Consider the following 16431-nt stretch of genomic DNA (forward strand, 5'->3'; position numbering starts at 1 on the left):
ACAATTTTTAACAATTTTCTTTATAGAATGCCAATAAATTTTGTGTTGATGCATCGTGAGTAGCCGACAAGCCCTCTTCTTTAAGTTCGCTTAAAATCGATTTTGCTAATTGTTTTCCCAATTCTACGCCAAATTGATCGTAGCTATAAATGTTCCAAATAATACCTTGAACAAAGATTTTATGCTCGTACATAGCAATCAACTTCCCTAAGCTTTCTGGCGTTAATTTTTGAATTAAAAGTGAGGTTGTTGGTTTGTTTCCTTCAAACACTTTGAAAGGTAAAAGCTCAGATGTAGCATCTTGTGAAAGTGATTGCCCTTCTAATTCCGATAAAACTTCAGCTTCTGTTTTACCATTCATTAAGGCCTCTGTTTGTGCAAAATAGTTAGACATTAACTTATCGTGATGGTCTTTGTTACCATATAAAGATTCAACATAACCAATAAAATCAGTAGGAATAAGTTTTGTTCCTTGGTGTATCAGTTGAAAAAAGGCGTGTTGTGAATTGGTTCCTGGCTCTCCCCAAATCAACGTTCCTGTTTGGTAGTTAACTTTGTCCCCATTTCTATCTACACTTTTACCATTACTTTCCATTATACCTTGTTGAAGGTAGGTTGCAAACTGGTTTAAATATTGTGTATATGGAATTATAGCTTCGCTTTCAGCCTTAAAAAAGTTATTATACCAAACGGTAAGCATAGCTGAAATTACGGGAATATTTTCTTTGAAATCTGCTGTTCTAAAATGCTCATCCATTTTATGAGCGCCTTCTAATAAGCTTTCAAAATGTTTGTAGCCTAGTGCCAAACTTATAGATAAACCGACAGCACTCCACAATGAAAAACGACCACCAACCCAGTCCTTCATAGGAAAGATATTGACTTCATCGATACCAAAAGCTTTTACACTTTCAATATTAGTTGACACTGCCACAAAATGCTTAGAAACCGCTTCTTGTGGCTGAGATTCTAAAAACCAAGCTCTAATAGAATTTGCATTAGATAAGGTTTCTTGCGTTGTAAATGTTTTTGAAACAATAACAAATAGTGTAGTCTCTGGATTTAAGTTTTTAATAACTTCCTGATAGTGATCACCATCTACATTACTTACAAAATGAGTTGTTAGTTGATTTTTATAATACTGTAGCGAATCTACTACCATTGCTGGTCCAAGATCCGAGCCGCCAATACCAATATTTACAACATCGGTAATAGCTTTACCTGTATGCCCTTTATGATCTCCATTAACAATAGAGTTGGTAAAGTTTTCAATTTTCTTCTTAACATCATGAATTTCAGGAATTACATTTTCTCCATCTACAAAAACAGTAGCATCTTTAGGAGATCTTAAAGCCGTATGCAAAACCGCTCTTCCTTCGGTTGCATTAATGATATCACCTTCAAAATACTTAGAAATAGCATCTTTTAAGTCTTGCTCATTTGCTAATTCAATCAATAAATCAATCGTTTCTGTTGTAATTCTATTTTTAGAAAAATCGGCATAAAAGTCATCCCACTTAACCGTTAAATCATTAGCTCTTTCTGCGTCAGCACTGAATAAATCTTTTAAATGCTTAGATTTAATTGTTTCAAAATGTGCTTGTAATTTCTTCCAAGCGTTTGTGGTTGTAGGGTTGGTTGCTTTTAATGCCATTATTTTATATCTGTATTTGTATCTTCTGTTATTGTGTTTTCTGGTTGAATTGATTGCCCTTCCAAGAAAAAGATATCATCTAGTTGTTGTTTTATCGGTTTAATATAATCTAGATATTTCACTTTTAGACTATCTGAAATAGGCATGGCCTCTGGTAATTTTTGTTTAAATGGATCGACTTCTTTTCCATTTTTCCAAAAACGATAGCACACATGGTTTCCTGAAGAGCTACCTGTATTACCAACGTAACCTATAATATCACCTTGTTTTACAAATTCGCCAACCTTAACATTACGACGAGACATGTGCAAATATTGCGTCTCATAAGTAGCATTGTGCCTAATTTTTACATACTTCCCATTTCCACTTCCATAACTAGACTTCGTTACTGTACCACTCGCAGTTGCCATTATCGGAGTTCCGTTTGGTGCAGCAAAATCGGTTCCTCGGTGTGCCTTGACGCGATAACCGTAATGTGCGATTCTTCGTTTTAAATTATAACGCGACGAAATACGACTAAACTGCACAGGTGCTTTTAAAAATGCACGACGTAGGTTTTTTGCGTCTTCATTAAAATAATCTACAATACCTTTAATGGAGTCTGTTTGAAATTTGAATGCATAAAGTGAATCACCGTTATGCTCAAAATAGGCTGCTTTTACATTCTGTATCCCTGCATAAATAGTATCATCAATATATTTATCGGTATAAATGACTTTGAAACGATCTCCCTTTTGCAAGCGCCTAAAATCTATAGTCCATGCATAAATTTCATCTGCCATTTTATAAGCTAACCGCTGACTTAAACCTTTATCTTCAAGCGTCTTGGAAATACTACTTTCTATAATTCCTGTTGCTGTTTTTTCAACATAGGTAATAGGCTTTTTACTTGTATAAGCATGAATGGAATCTTTTAAACCAATAACAACATACTCTTCCTGATTAGGCTGGTATATAAATGTACTTGGACTTGGTAGACTATCTTTTTCGGATTCTTTTGAATATAATAAAGTAAACGGTCGTCCTGGATGTAGTTTCCTAATATCGAACGTATCTTTAGTAATTTCTGCAATTTGAAAAATATTAGGATACCCAATATTATACCGTTGCATAATTTCACCAAAACTATCACCAGATTTAATAGTGTCTCGTTTTACAATGTAATTATTGATATCGAAACCAAACTCTAGAATTTTCTCTTCTTCAACTATTTCGGCTTGTTCTTTTTCGTATGCTATTTCTGCCGAGTTATCTTCTTTACAAGCATATATACTTACTGCAATTACAGCAATTGTCATTAATCGTTTTAACTGCATTAATTAAGCTAATTATAAATTATTTCCCCAATTTTCTAATTCTTCTGCACTCCATAACTCTGGAAAGAAAATACGTCTTTGATATTTTGGATGCATATATTTTTTCCAATCACTACCACCTGTAGCCTCACCATCTCCGATACCACTATCAATATAATGTTTGGCCGCGTTGTAATGTGCCATTACCCAAGAGACATTGACTGTGTAATCGTAATGACGCATCGCTTTTATAAGCTCTTCGTTTTTTTGATCGTTGATTGGCAACTCTTTAAAGCGTGTCCAAAGATTTTTGGTATTATACGTTTCCATAAATCTTAAAAACTCGTCTTTATAACGTTTTTCAAAATTAACCAAAAGCGTGGATTTTTTCCCTGTTTTATGGTCTTTTCCTGCGGCTTGCCAATATAAATGTTCAAAAGCATGTGTAAAAGGAGTATCGCGATCAATATCTTTTCTAAATCTATAGTCTATAAGATTAATCAGTTCAGTAGATGAGAACTCAATAAGTCTGTATTGCGCACTTTGAAAACCACTCGCTGGAGTTAGCGTATATCTAAATTTCATATACTGCTCAACATCCATACCTTCTCTCATAATATTGAAAGAGGTTGACAACATATCAAAATAACGACTAACACGCATCAGTTTGCTTTCGAAAAATGTGACATCTAAATCTTCCTTTTCTGCCACTTGGGAAATTTCCCAAAGAATCATTTTAAAAAGTAATTCATTAATTTGATGATAGGCAATAAATACCATTTCATCGGGTAGCGTTGTACGCTGAATCTGTAAGTTTAATAGAGCGTCCGTCTGAATATAATCCCAATACGTTATTGGCTTGCTATAAAGTAAGCCGTATAAATGGTCGTCGGTATCTTGATCTATTTTTTCGTACTTCTCCTCAAGAGCTTTTATAATTTCGTCGTAGTTTGGTTGGTCTGGCATATACTGGTTAATCTTAGAATTCTATTTTAAAGGAGTGCTTTAAACCTTTAAACTCAACGAGATCTGCACGTAGAGAACCTACGGCTAAATCTGCTTTAATTTTCAATGGAATTTTATTTTTATCGGCACTTACCCAAAGGGTTAAACTTTCCTCTTCTTTAAAAACACGACCGGCCATAACGTAAGGTCTAAATTTAATGGTTTTTACTTTTACATCAGTACCATTTATATCTACCTCTATCGTTTCTTCCCCTAAATACTTGAGTTTAAAACCATAGTTTTCTTCATCAAAAAACATATTGGTTTTTATTTCATCTCCTATTTTTAAGGATTCGGAACGTATATTATTTCTTAAATAATAATACATAGAAACCATATCCTGAACGTCTTGTTCTGTAGTTATGTTTTTAGTTTCCTTATGTTTTTTATTATTGACCTCAGCAATCCTATTCTCATGATCAAAATTAATTTCGATATCCTTAGTATGTCCACCTTCATCTATTTTTCTAATAAATTTATATGGAGCACCTGTTTCTATATCGAAATAACTCTCGTAACGGTCTTTAACTTTAAAGAATAATTTGGCAAGCCCGGTAGTCCAACCTTTCCCAACAACATGGTACACCGGTTTTCTATCTAATTTGGTTTCATTAACGGATAGTGTGGCGTATCCTGCCGTTACAAAACCACTGTAACTCATTTCAAATTTAAACCACTCTCCATCTTGAAAAGCTGATTCTTTCTTCACATCAGAAGCTTGAAATCCTACAAAGAATAATATAATGGTAAATAAATGTTTCATAACTTATAGTTTGTAAATATAAATAATGTAACGCATTTTTTACGTTACAATTATCTTAAATACAATTACTATTCCAAATCTATAAAAACTTTAAAATACCATCTAAAAACACGCAAGACTATAACCTATTGATTATTTAAACTTAAATAGTCAAGGGACTGTAAAGTCAAATCAAACAAAACACTCAAATAGAATTCATAAACTATATAAACTGAAGACTATATGCCTATATAATATTAGCGCGTTTATTTGTAAATAAATAAACGCGCTTTTCTTATTTTAAAGAGTACCTCTTTTTTCTTGCTCTCGCTCAATAGACTCAAACAAGGCTTTAAAATTACCAGCACCAAAACCACGAGCACCCATACGTTGAATAATCTCAAAAAACAAAGTTGGTCTATCTTCTACTGGCTTTGTAAAAATTTGGAGTAAATACCCTTCTTCATCCGCATCTATCATAATACCTAAACCTTTTAGGGTTTCAATATCCTCTCTAAGTTCGTGACTATACTCGTCTAATCTCCCTGGCACTGCTCTGTAATATTCTTCTGGTGGAGTGGATAAAAACTCAACTCCTCTAGATTTTAATTGTGATACGGTTTTAATAATATCATCTGTTGCCACTGCAATATGCTGCACACCTGAGCCTTCATAAAAATCTAAATATTCTTCAATTTGCGATCTTTTAGCAGCTTTTGCAGGTTCGTTAATTGGAAACTTAATTCGTCCATTTCCATTACTCATTACTTTACTCATTAAAGCTGAATATTCGGTATGGATTTGCTTATCATCGAATGATAAAAAGTTAACAAAGCCCATAACATCTTCGTACCATTTTACCCATGTGTTCATTTGTCCCCAACCTACATTACCCACCATGTGGTCTATATATTTTAAACCTGTTGGCTCTGGATTGTAATCACTTTTCCATTCTACAAAACCTGGCATAAAGGTGCCTTTGTAGTTTTTACGCTCTACAAACATATGTACGGTTTCTCCATACGTGTAAATTCCGGCTCTAACGACTTCACCAAATTCATCTTCTTCTACAACTGGTTCCATATACGACTTAGCTCCTCGCTTAGTCGTTTCTTCGTAAGATTTACGAGCGTCTTCTACCCACAAAGCCACAACCTTAACTCCATCACCATGCTTTACAATATGCTTATTAATTTCAGATTTACTGTTTAAAGGAGTGGTAAGCACTAAGCGGATTTTATCTTGTTTCAACACATAACTTACAGAATCTTTTGACCCCGTTTCTAAGCCTTTGTACGCATACGATTGAAATCCAAATGCTGTTTTATAAAAGTGCGCTGCTTGCTTTGCATTGCCTACATAAAACTCAACATAGTCTGTACCTAAAAGCGGCAAAAAATCTTGCGCTCCTTCAAATATTTTTTCTAAACCGTAATTTACATTTTCTACTTCTTTTGCCATACTATTTATTTTAGAATCGAGACATTAGAAAAAAGAGAAGTGACTCGTATAGTTTATTTTGAAAACCCATGGTCATCTTTTGAAATTCTTCTAATTTTTTTCGATTTTTGTTAACTTTTTAATTTTAAAAACTATCTTTTTCTATAATTGTTTCTTCTATCACTTCATCTATCGTAGAATCTAGTTCCTCTTCAATAATATAGGTATCATCCTCCCAAACATCAGAATTCTCAGGTTCTATAGTTGTGTCATATTCCGATTCGTAATAATAATCATCACCTTCAAAATCTCCATTATCTAAACCATCTAAGACCGCAGAAGACAGTAATGTACCGTAGATTGCTAAGACTCCGATAGCTATTAAAAAAACAAGTCCATTAAGCACAATAGCTATAATATTTATAATTTTAGCCGTATTTACATTGCTTCGCGATTGCGGATTATACGCCTCTGGATTCTCACCAAACTCACGTAAACTTCTATTTGCAGCGACCAACCCAATAATAGCCATAGCTAATGGAATAATAGCAGTAATCCCATAACAACAACAGCCAGCGATACCAATAACTAAAGCTAATATTCCTAATATAAGCGATAGCGGATCTGCAGGTAATTTATTTTGATTCATTTTTTAATTCCCAACCTTACCTTTCTGTATGAGCCACTATTGACATTACTTTAAAAAGGGACTCTGTTTGCTGAGTATGGAGCCTTTGTTAAACTTCTATTTAATTTTAATCAATCTAGTGATCTAACCACGATTTAAAATAATCTTCATCTGCAATTTTCAAAGCCTCTTCCGTTACTTTTAAAGGCTTAAAGGTGTCTACCATTACTGCTAATTCTTCGGTTTTAACCTTACCAATGCTTTTTTCCATAGTGCCAGGATGTGGCCCATGTGGAATACCTGCTGGATGCAAGGAAATGTGGCCTGCTGCAATATCATTCCGACTCATAAAATCGCCATCGACGTAATACAACACCTCATCACTATCTATATTACTATGATTATATGGTGCAGGCACCGCAATAGGGTGATAATCGTATAAACGCGGTACAAAACTACACACTACAAAAGCATCCGTTTCGAAGGTTTGATGTACCGGAGGTGGTTGATGCACTCTCCCTGTAATAGGTTCAAAATCGTGAATTGAAAACGCGTACGGATAATTATAGCCATCGTAACCTACCACATCAAAAGGATGCGAGGCATAGACCATGTCAAAAATCTCGTCTTGCTTTTTTATTTTGATTAAAAAGTCACCAGACTCATTATAGGTTTCTAATTCTTGTGGTTGCCTTAAATCGCGCTCACAAAATGGTGAATGTTCTAATAACTGTCCGAAATAATTACGGTAGCGTTTTGGAGTATAGATTGGTCTGCGAGATTCTACGATAAATAAGCGGTTGTCTTCAGTATCAAAATCGAGTTTATAAATCACACCTCTTGGCACTAAAAGATAATCTCCGTATTTAAAATCTAAATTCCCAAGATGTGTTCTTAATTTCCCTGTGCCTTTATGGATGAAAATTAATTCGTCGGCATCTGTGTTTTTATAGAAATAATCTTCTGTTGATTGCTTTGGCGCGGCCAATATAATATTACAATCGCTATTGGTGAGTACAATTTTGCGACTCTCTAAATAATCGTTTTCGGGCTTCACTTGGAATCCTCTAAACCGATAGGATTGCATATTGTTTTCCTTAGCAATTTTAGGCGCAACACTGTATTGATTCTTTATCTCTTTGACTTGCGTTGGGCGTTGCTCATGGTAACTGTTGGTGGACATGCCGTCAAAACCAATAGTACCGAACAATTGCTCATAGTAAAAATCGCCATTTGGTTTTTTAAACTGCGTGTGGCGTTTTGGTGGAATTTTCCCTAATTTATGATAGAATGGCATGATTTTGAATGGTTTTAAATATTACAAAGACCTTTCGACTGCGCTCAAGGTGACACTTTATTTACAACTTTAAAGGTACAAAATTTGTAGAGATTCCTGTGTGAGCAGGAATAAGACGTATTTATTCTGGATTCCTTTTGATAAGGAAATGAAGATGCAATTTTATGTTGGCCCAGAATGGTGTCATGTGTTTAAAACTATTGCTTTTTATGGTCACATGCTGTTCGCGATAAGAACATACGCTGAGCTACAAAATTTTATCTTGCGCTCAAGTCATGTGCTACAAATATCAATAAATTTTTGTTATTTTTAAAGTATTAGAAAAATCATTTAAAATGAAATTACGCATTACTTTAGTTTTAATGTTTGTATTGGGTTCATTTTGTTTTGCTCAAACGTCGGGCTTTAGTAGTGCAGAATTTAATTCTTCTATGTTTTTAAATGAGAAATTGGCTGAATTTAAATTCACAAAAATTGAAAAGCCATTTGCCTTTGATTTTCAACGAGACGATTCTAACTTTACCATGCTAGAGATTGACAATAATTCTGAAATCAATTCTGAAGTACTAAACACAAGTTTATTCTCTAATTTGAAACTTTTTGAAAACAACTACCAAAATGATTATAACTATTCTAGAGGTTGTGGTCCTTTAGATGGTTTGACCCACACAATTAATAGTAGTGATATTATGATCTCAAGGTTTGTAGATTATGCGGTTAATGAATTTTTGAAATCTCTAATATTTAACGATTAATTTCATTCTACATACCACAACAACTCATTCACATACAAAAACTTAGTATTAAAACCCAAACACAAAACTGTTAAAGTTTTAATTATTTTATAGTTTCAATTACGGTTTTTCCGCAGTTAACATTTAGAGCGTTTTTTAATTAGGTGGTTTCCATTTTTTTTTTTTAGATTTACAGAGTTGAAAGCATTTTATAGAGTAATGTAAGAAGTCGCTCTTAAGAATGCGGACGACAAAAATGTTTAAACACCTAGCTTGTGCAAGCTTTTTTATTTTTATCCCTAAGAATTAAAATTAATAGCAAAAAAGACTTCTAACCAAAAATGACTTCTATTTCTCATTCCCTTAATGAGAAAACAAATGACTTCTAATTATAAGACTTCTATTCCCTAAATTTTAGGGAGACATTAGTTATTAACCAACCTATCTTAAAAAAAGTGATGGGTTTAAAAATCTTAAATTATGAAGAAAAGAGTATTTAGCCTTATGGCAGTAGTGCTGTTTATGAGTAGTTCATTAGATTTAAATGCAAACGTACAAAATGAGAATTTAGACACTGGCACTTGTTTTGATGTGGCTGCTGAAGCTGAACAAAAATTCATGAATGACATGGCTACTAGATTCCGAATTATTCCGCGAGATGAAACAGCATATAACGTATTTGCAGCTGCATATGATGCTTGTGTAGAAACTGGTGGACCTTATTAGAATTAAATTTTGAATCAATTAATAATTTAGACAGTTAAAAGTATAATTTTGACTGTCTTTACAACAAATAACAGAAATGGTTAAAAAACAAATTTCCTTCTTTTTGTTTTACTTTTTTACAATATCCATGTTTTGCCAAGTTGGTAAAGCGGTTTATGGCAAGCAATTAAAATCATATGAATCAGACACACCTGATAACGCAAGCCAATATGCAAAAAAAATAGTCGAAAATCTTAAGACTCAAGAATTCCAATTAACATTTAATAACCAGAAGGCAACATACAAAAAAATTAAATTTTTAAATAATAATACAAGTCCTGTTCTCAAAGCCATGACAGAAGGAATTATTGATTTCAGAGGTGCTATTTATTATGACAAAGCATCTGACATAATTTTACATGAAAAAGAATTTGCTGGTGTGAATTACCTTATAAAACGAAATAAAATAGACTGGATTTTAACTAAAGATACTTTAAAAATTGACAACTATTTGTGTTATAAAGCAACAACTACATACACTATTGAAAACACAAAAGGAAAACATACATTAGAAGTTGTAGTTTGGTATGCGCCAGAAATCCCTATACCTTATGGTCCGGACGGTTATGGTGGGCTACCAGGTTTAATACTTCAATTAGACAATAATGGAATACTAACGTCTTTAAAAAAAATAGAATTTTTTAAAAAAGATAACAAAATCGATATAGAGTTACCTACAAAAGGAAAAAAAGTTTCTGAAGAAGAATTTAATAGTATAGTTTCAAAACAATATACAAACAGAAAAAACTGACACTAATAACTTTGTTACAGAGATTTTCCAATCACTATGTTTTAACAATCCTACTAACTTTAGTAGGATTTTCCTCTTTGGCTCATGCTCAACAACTTTTAATGTCTGGCAAAGTAACAGACACCATACAAAACCCATTACCATACGCCAATATCTTAGCAATACCAAAAGCAGATGACCAAAATGTAAAATTCGCCATTACAGAAAATGACGGAAGTTATAACCTTATTTTAATAACAAGAATGTGTATTTAAAACCTCTAATTCTTAAAGATTAATTACATTACAAATGAAACAACAACTGATTCACTAACAAAAACTTAGTGTTAAAATCCTAATGCAAAACTGTTAAAGTTTTAATTATTTTAAAGTTTCAATTACGGTTTTTCCGCAGTTAACATTTCATTAACATTAAAGGTGCTTTTTTTTTAGTTGGTTTCCGTTTTTTTTTTTTTAGCTTTGGTTTGTCAACAACTGATAATGTGTGTTTTAACGAGGCATTATATTGCAGTTAGCGACATTAGTTAACTAAAAACCTGTGCAGGTTTATTTTATTCTTCGTTACTCGTTAGTAAATCCCTCGTTAGCTTATTCTCGTTATTATTTATTAACCAACCTATTAAAAAAAAATGCAATAGGTTTTAAAATTTTAAATTATGAAGAAAAGAATTTTTAGCCTAATGGCTGTGGTGATGTTTGTAGGGAGTTCATTAAATTTAAATGCAACTCAAAATGTAATAGCTCAAGAGGATAGTGCCTCTTGTTTTGAACAAGCTCATTATTTTGCGGATTGGATTGGGAGTATGTTTGAAATGAACGCTTTGGATAGATTAGATCTTATATTAGATTATACTGAACAATGCGAAAATCAAAACGGATTCCAACCTTAATTACAATTTTAAATGATAAAATACCTCATATTAGCTTTTTTTATTCCTTTATTTTCGCTTGGACAATCGAATCTTAAAGTTACTTACAAATCAAGTATTTCTATTAATCTCGATACGCTCAAAGGACCTCTAAATTTTAAAAAGTCATTTGAAAAAGCGATCAATAAAAGTGAATTATTAGATTTCAATTTATCGATTAATAGTAAAGACAATATTTCCGTTTTTAACAGAAATGATTTAGTAGATTCATCAATTAGTAAATTAGACTTAAACATTATTAGTCTAATTATTGAGGCAGATGGAAAATATTTTACTTCTAAAGGTAAATTGATACATGATTACTATCTCATTGATAAAAATTTAAAAGTAGAAATAGAAGACAAAATTAATTGGTCTCTAGTCAACGAAAAGAAAAGTATAGGTAATTACGAATGCTTAAAAGCCATAGGTAAAGTACACTATGGAAAACACAAAGGAGAAACGATTGAAGCATGGTATGCACCGTCAATACCTTTATCTTTTGGCCCAAAAATGTACTATGGATTACCTGGTCTAATACTCGAAATTAAGGAGAAAAACAATGTTCTTTATGCAGATAAAATTGAATTTTTGAATAAAGATATTAGAATTAGAACTCCTAAAAAGGATCAACTTATTTCTGAGAAAAAAGCTGACAGTATTTTAGCTATAATGAATAAAAAAGCTATAGATTATTTTAAAAATTGATGAAAGCAAAGTTTCCAATAATACAAATAATAATGTGGGCATCCCATGCCATGTACACATTACTTTAATCAGACATTATTATGAGAAAAATTATCTTTTTAATTACATCAGTTTTTTATTTAAGCCTTTGTTTCGGGCAAGCTAATGGAAAAGCCTACTATATTAAAAACATTAATACAGCGTTTGAAAAAAAATTAGACTCGCTATCTAATATACCAGGGAACCCAATTAAATCTTTGGAGAAATCAACAAAAAACTTAGAGTTTGTTTTATCTTTTAATGAAGATACTGCCCTTTATAAAGAAGTTGAACAAATGTCAACTGATAATAATAAATCCATAGAACTGGCTAAAATATTATCTGGTTACGTTGGGCCCTCTTATTTTGATTTTAAAAATAGGAAAGTCATTTTTGAAAAAGACTTGTTTAATGAGCTCTATTTGGTTGAAAGAGATATATCTGCTTTAAAATGGGTTTTAAAAAAGGAAAAATTAGTGCTTAACAACTTAACGTGCTACAAAGCAATAACTTCAATTACGGTAGAAGGCAGAGGAGGCACGGAGGAAGTTCCTATAACCGCTTGGTATACTTCGGATATAAATATTTCTGCAGGTCCTGATGGTTTTGGCGGATTACCTGGTCTAATTATTCAGTTAGAAAAAGGCAATTTTGTTACAACTTTAAAGAGAATTGAGTTTTTAGATAAAAAAAACAAAATAGACTTACCACATAAGGGAAAAGAAATAACGGAAGTTGGTTTTAATGCATTGGTAAAAAAATCAACCACTAATCGAAGAAAATATAAGTAATGATTTATAAACAAATTTTTACAATTGTTTTAATCACCCTTTTTCAACTAAGTTTTTCACAAATTAGTGGTAACGCCTATTACAATAAAGTTTCTAATTATAAAACTGGAGGAATAGGTGTTTCTACAAACTCAAAAGAACCAAATAAGACAATTGATAGTTCAATCTCAGAAATTGAATTTTTAATAAAATTTAATGATTCCTTAGCTGTTTATGAAAAATTAAACAAAGATGATTCATTTGATGCCATTGTTATTTCACACTCAGGATATAATGGTCCTTTTTTCTACGAAATAAAACAAAAGAAAGCTGTTAAAGAACAGGGGAAATATTTAATTGAGAAAGCCTTTGATGATTATAACTGGGCTTTAACTGATGACATCATGATAATTGATTCTCTTGTTTGCTACAAAGCAACTTCTACAATAAAGATTAAAGGCAGACGCAGTGATTTTACAAAACCTGTTACAGCATGGTACGCGCCTGAAATTTGTCTTCCTGTTGGTCCTGATGGTTTTGCAGGATTACCAGGTATAATTGTTGAACTCAAAATTGATAAAGTTACTACGCGACTAAAAAAAATTAATTTTACAGATAAAGATGTCATCATTGAATTACCTAAAAATAAAAAAAGAATGACTGAAACAAAGTTTGATAGTTTCATTGAAGGTTTGATTGCTAGTGGAAATGAGAAAAATTAGATATTATACATATGGACCTGAAAGTTATTATGCTGAAGTATTTTTTTGTAATCTTTTATACTTTTATTTTAAAATCATATTGTAACGCACAACAAGTTCAAGTTCAAGGCCAAATAACAGACTCGCTACAAAAACCTTTACCCTACGCCAACATCTTAGCCATACCTGAAACAGATGACCAAGACGTTAAATTTGCTATTTCAGAAAATAACGGAAGCTACACATTAGGCTTAATAAAAAACCAAACCTACGAGCTTACTGTAAGTTATTTAGGCTATAGACAACAGACCAAAATGATTTCAAAATTATAGATTATGTTATTAACGATTATTTGAAATCCCTAATTTTTAAAGATTAATTTCATCTTATACACCACAATAACGCATTCATATACAAAAACTTAGTGTTAAAGCCCAAACACAAAACTGTTAAAGTTTTAACTATCTTGCAATTGCAATTACGGTTTTTCCACAGTTAACATTTCTTTAACAAATAACACGTTTTTAATTAGGTGGTTTCCATTTTTTTTTTTTTTAGATTTACAGAGTTGAAAGCATTTATATAGAGTAATTTAGAAGTCACTCTTAAGAATGTGGACAACAAAAATGTTAACTTTATAGCTTGTGCAAGCTTTTTATTTTTTATCCCTGAGAATTAAAATTAATAGTACAAAAAAAGACTTCTAACAAAAATGACTTCTACTTCTCATTCCCTTAATGAGAAAGCAAATGACTTCTAAATTTAAAAGACTTCTATTCCCTAAATTTTAGGGAGACATTTTTTATTAACCAACCTATCCTAAAAAATGTGATGAGTTTAAAATCTTAAATTATGAAGAAAACAATTTTTAGCCTTATGGCTGTGGTAATGTTTGTTGGTAGTTCATTTAATTTGAATGCTGCAACAAACTTAGAAATTTATAAGGATTGCGTGGCTGAAGCTATTGAATTCCAAGATGAATTAGAAGAAATGGGTATAGATAAACAAACTGCGAATGAAGTTGCAAACATTGAATACGAATTTTGCGTCAACGGAGAGTAAAATTGTTAATTAGCTAAACATTAAAAGCTATATAAGTATTAACATTACTTATATAGCTTTAATACTATCAGAAAAATGAAAAAATCAGTACTACTTATAGCCATTTTAGTAGGTGCTTGCTTAAATGCCATTGCACAAGATATCGGAAAAATTGAATATAAAATTAAATTGGATGGTGAATTTATCAATCAAGAAAAATTAGAAAAAAAAAAGAAATTAAGTTTTATAAATAATGCACTCAATGAACATACAGAACAATTCAAGTTTAGCTTAGTTTTTAATAAGGAAGAGTCCATTTTCAATGTTGAAGAGCAAATGACTTCTGACCATAACAGTCGTGACTTTAGAATAGCCAAAGCTCTAATTGGAGCAAGTAGAGTATATTATTTAAACACCAAGTCTAATTTAAGTCTAAATCAATTCAATGCGTATGGTCAAGATATAATAATTAAAGATAGCATTTCCAATATCAAATGGGCACTTACGAAAGAGTCTAAAGTGATTGATGGTTATACTTGTTACAAAGCCAATACAGAAAAAATTGTCATTAACAGTAAGGGCACATTCAAAACAAATGTTATAGCTTGGTACACTCCCGATTTAAATTACAACTTTGGTCCAAAAGGATATGCAGGGTTACCAGGTATGATTTTAGAGCTGAATGATAATAAGTTTATTTATTATGCTTTTAAAATTAATTTAAATATGGCCAATCAAATTAAAATAGATAAACCTAAAAAAGGTAAGATTATGACTAAATCCGAATTTACAGAATTAGAGAATAATATTGACAATACTTTTGGGCAAAAATAAGCCAAATCTTTAATTATTTATTTAAACTTTTCACTGGTCAAGATTACGAATTACCATTTTTTTGAAATAGTTGCTTATTCAACTAAGCAGAAACATTAAATATAAAAACCAATCCTGTTATTTATAAAATTATTTACGGAGTTTACTCTAAATGGCTATTTTGATCAAATAAAAAAGTAATTAGCCTTATGTCCGTGGTAATTATGTTTGTTGGTACTTCTTTGAGTGCTGCACCTGTAATTGAAGAAGATAATTCTAATTGTGTAAGAAGAGCTAGGGCTGCAGCTTTTGCTGTTGCTGATCATTTTAATGAACACCCAAATGATGACCTAGAATACTATTTAGAAATTTATGATGCTGTATATTTAGATTGTTACCTTAATGGATGATATATTTGGAGTAAGGAGATTAGTTTAATCTCTTTACTCTAATTTTTAAAAAGTTTAAAATGAAACAATTGTTAATAATATTTTTGTGGTTAATATTAGTTAATGATACTAATATTGAAAATTTCCAGTCAGGTGAAGTAACATATTCAATTAGCATGGCAAAAGAAATTATTGAAAAGGGCAAAGCAAATCCTAAATTGAAAAGGTTATTCAAAAATGCTTCTGATGTAGAATATCAGCTTTTATTTAATAAAAAGGCCTCAGAATATAAGAAAATTAAAGCTATGCAAAATGATGCAAATAGTCGATTTAATATTACAGAAATAGAAGCCGGTGGAAAGAATATTTTTTATTTCGATTTAGAAACAAAGGAAAATATTTATTCAAAATCAATTGATAGTGAAACTTACTTAATTTCAAGACCTACATATGCATGGAAAATAACGAAAGAATCAATAATAATAGGGGAATATAATTGTTTAAAGGCAATTTTGTTAAATGATGAAGGAGAGGAAATGAATATATTCGCATGGTTTACAACGCAAATTCCGTTAGGGTATGGCCCAAAGAACTTCAACAGTTTACCTGGTTTGATTTTAAGATTAAATTCAGGTAAGGCAGTTTATAATGCAACGAAAATAAAATTATTAAATAAAAATATACTCTTAAAGAAGCCCCAAGATGGTATAAAGCTCACTTACAAAGAGTTTAAAAATAGATTTAAAGGATTCTTTGACAAAAATTAAATTTTA

General features: G+C 31.5%; 20 protein-coding genes. 13 read left to right on the plus strand and 7 right to left on the minus strand.

Features of this window, described 5'->3' with window-relative positions; translation table 11 throughout:
* Window positions 1-7: 7 nt before the first annotated feature.
* From pgi to HM984_RS11920, 7 genes are all read right to left on the minus strand, one after another.
* Window positions 8-1654 carry a glucose-6-phosphate isomerase gene (pgi, locus tag HM984_RS11890; protein WP_179349318.1) on the minus strand — a complete coding sequence of 549 codons (1647 nt, stop codon included), beginning with the start codon at window positions 1652-1654 and terminating at the stop codon, window positions 8-10.
* Complete coding sequence (locus HM984_RS11895; protein ID WP_179349319.1) at window positions 1654-2952, minus strand: M23 family metallopeptidase; 1299 nt, start codon at window positions 2950-2952, stop codon at window positions 1654-1656. The genes pgi and HM984_RS11895 overlap by 1 nt, the downstream gene beginning before the upstream one ends.
* Before the next feature lie 30 nt (window positions 2953-2982).
* Window positions 2983-3915 (minus strand): tryptophan 2,3-dioxygenase family protein, encoded by a 933-nt coding sequence (locus tag HM984_RS11900; protein WP_115808122.1) that lies wholly within the window; start codon window positions 3913-3915, stop codon window positions 2983-2985.
* A gap of 13 nt (window positions 3916-3928) precedes the next feature.
* Entirely contained in the window at window positions 3929-4717 is a 789-nt protein-coding gene (locus HM984_RS11905; protein ID WP_115808123.1) for a DUF3108 domain-containing protein, read from the minus strand.
* Window positions 4718-4996: 279 nt separating this feature from the next.
* Window positions 4997-6157 (minus strand): 4-hydroxyphenylpyruvate dioxygenase, encoded by a 1161-nt coding sequence (gene hppD / locus HM984_RS11910; protein ID WP_179349320.1) that lies wholly within the window; start codon window positions 6155-6157, stop codon window positions 4997-4999.
* Window positions 6158-6281: 124 nt separating this feature from the next.
* Entirely contained in the window at window positions 6282-6785 is a 504-nt protein-coding gene (locus HM984_RS11915; RefSeq protein WP_179349321.1) for a CCC motif membrane protein, read from the minus strand.
* 115 nt (window positions 6786-6900) lie between these two features.
* Window positions 6901-8061, minus strand: coding sequence for a homogentisate 1,2-dioxygenase (locus HM984_RS11920; RefSeq protein ID WP_179349322.1), 1161 nt, complete (start codon window positions 8059-8061; stop codon window positions 6901-6903).
* Between the two features lie 335 nt (window positions 8062-8396).
* On the opposite strand from HM984_RS11920, the gene HM984_RS11925 reads away from it, so the two are divergent.
* The 13 genes from HM984_RS11925 to HM984_RS11985 all read left to right on the plus strand — a co-directional run bounded on the left by HM984_RS11925 (window position 8397) and on the right by HM984_RS11985 (window position 16425).
* The gene (locus tag HM984_RS11925) at window positions 8397-8816 is read left to right on the plus strand and encodes a hypothetical protein (protein WP_115808130.1); all 420 of its coding nucleotides are present in this window, start codon (window positions 8397-8399) and stop codon (window positions 8814-8816) included.
* Between the two features lie 459 nt (window positions 8817-9275).
* The gene (locus HM984_RS11930; RefSeq protein WP_179349323.1) at window positions 9276-9521 is read left to right on the plus strand and encodes a hypothetical protein; all 246 of its coding nucleotides are present in this window, start codon (window positions 9276-9278) and stop codon (window positions 9519-9521) included.
* A 76-nt stretch (window positions 9522-9597) separates the two neighbouring features.
* On the plus strand, window positions 9598-10311 hold the full coding sequence (locus tag HM984_RS11935) for a GLPGLI family protein (protein WP_179349324.1): 714 nt from the start codon (window positions 9598-9600) through the stop codon (window positions 10309-10311).
* Window positions 10312-10412: 101 nt separating this feature from the next.
* The gene (locus tag HM984_RS11940; RefSeq protein WP_115808135.1) at window positions 10413-10565 is read left to right on the plus strand and encodes a peptidase associated/transthyretin-like domain-containing protein; all 153 of its coding nucleotides are present in this window, start codon (window positions 10413-10415) and stop codon (window positions 10563-10565) included.
* 401 nt (window positions 10566-10966) lie between these two features.
* Entirely contained in the window at window positions 10967-11200 is a 234-nt protein-coding gene (locus HM984_RS11945; protein WP_179349325.1) for a hypothetical protein, read from the plus strand.
* A 12-nt stretch (window positions 11201-11212) separates the two neighbouring features.
* Window positions 11213-11926: a GLPGLI family protein gene (locus tag HM984_RS11950; protein ID WP_115808138.1), complete on the plus strand. Its 714-nt coding sequence runs from the start codon at window positions 11213-11215 to the stop codon at window positions 11924-11926.
* 80 nt (window positions 11927-12006) lie between these two features.
* Complete coding sequence (locus tag HM984_RS11955) at window positions 12007-12735, plus strand: GLPGLI family protein (protein WP_115808140.1); 729 nt, start codon at window positions 12007-12009, stop codon at window positions 12733-12735.
* Complete coding sequence (locus HM984_RS11960) at window positions 12735-13436, plus strand: GLPGLI family protein (RefSeq protein WP_179349326.1); 702 nt, start codon at window positions 12735-12737, stop codon at window positions 13434-13436. The genes HM984_RS11955 and HM984_RS11960 overlap by 1 nt, the downstream gene beginning before the upstream one ends.
* Window positions 13437-13465: 29 nt before the next feature.
* Window positions 13466-13747, plus strand: coding sequence for a carboxypeptidase-like regulatory domain-containing protein (locus HM984_RS11965; protein WP_179349327.1), 282 nt, complete (start codon window positions 13466-13468; stop codon window positions 13745-13747).
* Window positions 13748-14267: 520 nt separating this feature from the next.
* Window positions 14268-14477, plus strand: coding sequence for a hypothetical protein (locus tag HM984_RS11970; RefSeq protein WP_115808144.1), 210 nt, complete (start codon window positions 14268-14270; stop codon window positions 14475-14477).
* 75 nt (window positions 14478-14552) lie between these two features.
* The gene (locus tag HM984_RS11975) at window positions 14553-15290 is read left to right on the plus strand and encodes a GLPGLI family protein (RefSeq protein ID WP_115808145.1); all 738 of its coding nucleotides are present in this window, start codon (window positions 14553-14555) and stop codon (window positions 15288-15290) included.
* 188 nt (window positions 15291-15478) lie between these two features.
* Window positions 15479-15679: a hypothetical protein gene (locus tag HM984_RS11980; RefSeq protein ID WP_147298318.1), complete on the plus strand. Its 201-nt coding sequence runs from the start codon at window positions 15479-15481 to the stop codon at window positions 15677-15679.
* Window positions 15680-15738: 59 nt separating this feature from the next.
* Window positions 15739-16425: a GLPGLI family protein gene (locus tag HM984_RS11985; RefSeq protein ID WP_115808147.1), complete on the plus strand. Its 687-nt coding sequence runs from the start codon at window positions 15739-15741 to the stop codon at window positions 16423-16425.
* The last annotated feature ends 6 nt before the right edge of the window (window positions 16426-16431 follow it).

The organism is Winogradskyella pacifica, from assembly GCF_013403915.1.
GTDB classification, from domain to species: Bacteria; Bacteroidota; Bacteroidia; order Flavobacteriales; family Flavobacteriaceae; genus Winogradskyella; species Winogradskyella pacifica.

Excerpts from the sequence above, each read along its gene's own strand:
- hppD (WP_179349320.1), bottom strand. The coding sequence starts at position 6,157 with ATGGCAAAAGAAGTAGAAAATGTAAATTACGGTTTAGAAAAAATATTT.
- HM984_RS11915 (WP_179349321.1), bottom strand. The coding sequence starts at position 6,785 with ATGAATCAAAATAAATTACCTGCAGATCCGCTATCGCTTATATTAGGA.
- pgi (WP_179349318.1), bottom strand. The coding sequence starts at position 1,654 with ATGGCATTAAAAGCAACCAACCCTACAACCACAAACGCTTGGAAGAAA.
- HM984_RS11895 (WP_179349319.1), bottom strand. The coding sequence starts at position 2,952 with ATGACAATTGCTGTAATTGCAGTAAGTATATATGCTTGTAAAGAAGAT.
- HM984_RS11940 (WP_115808135.1), top strand. The coding sequence starts at position 10,413 with ATGTCTGGCAAAGTAACAGACACCATACAAAACCCATTACCATACGCC.
- HM984_RS11945 (WP_179349325.1), top strand. The coding sequence starts at position 10,967 with ATGAAGAAAAGAATTTTTAGCCTAATGGCTGTGGTGATGTTTGTAGGG.
- HM984_RS11985 (WP_115808147.1), top strand. The coding sequence starts at position 15,739 with ATGAAACAATTGTTAATAATATTTTTGTGGTTAATATTAGTTAATGAT.
- HM984_RS11955 (WP_115808140.1), top strand. The coding sequence starts at position 12,007 with ATGAGAAAAATTATCTTTTTAATTACATCAGTTTTTTATTTAAGCCTT.
- HM984_RS11980 (WP_147298318.1), top strand. The coding sequence starts at position 15,479 with ATGTCCGTGGTAATTATGTTTGTTGGTACTTCTTTGAGTGCTGCACCT.
- HM984_RS11925 (WP_115808130.1), top strand. The coding sequence starts at position 8,397 with ATGAAATTACGCATTACTTTAGTTTTAATGTTTGTATTGGGTTCATTT.
- HM984_RS11920 (WP_179349322.1), bottom strand. The coding sequence starts at position 8,061 with ATGCCATTCTATCATAAATTAGGGAAAATTCCACCAAAACGCCACACG.
- HM984_RS11950 (WP_115808138.1), top strand. The coding sequence starts at position 11,213 with ATGATAAAATACCTCATATTAGCTTTTTTTATTCCTTTATTTTCGCTT.
- HM984_RS11975 (WP_115808145.1), top strand. The coding sequence starts at position 14,553 with ATGAAAAAATCAGTACTACTTATAGCCATTTTAGTAGGTGCTTGCTTA.
- HM984_RS11900 (WP_115808122.1), bottom strand. The coding sequence starts at position 3,915 with ATGCCAGACCAACCAAACTACGACGAAATTATAAAAGCTCTTGAGGAG.
- HM984_RS11965 (WP_179349327.1), top strand. The coding sequence starts at position 13,466 with ATGCTGAAGTATTTTTTTGTAATCTTTTATACTTTTATTTTAAAATCA.
- HM984_RS11960 (WP_179349326.1), top strand. The coding sequence starts at position 12,735 with ATGATTTATAAACAAATTTTTACAATTGTTTTAATCACCCTTTTTCAA.
- HM984_RS11930 (WP_179349323.1), top strand. The coding sequence starts at position 9,276 with ATGAAGAAAAGAGTATTTAGCCTTATGGCAGTAGTGCTGTTTATGAGT.
- HM984_RS11905 (WP_115808123.1), bottom strand. The coding sequence starts at position 4,717 with ATGAAACATTTATTTACCATTATATTATTCTTTGTAGGATTTCAAGCT.
- HM984_RS11935 (WP_179349324.1), top strand. The coding sequence starts at position 9,598 with ATGGTTAAAAAACAAATTTCCTTCTTTTTGTTTTACTTTTTTACAATA.
- HM984_RS11970 (WP_115808144.1), top strand. The coding sequence starts at position 14,268 with ATGAAGAAAACAATTTTTAGCCTTATGGCTGTGGTAATGTTTGTTGGT.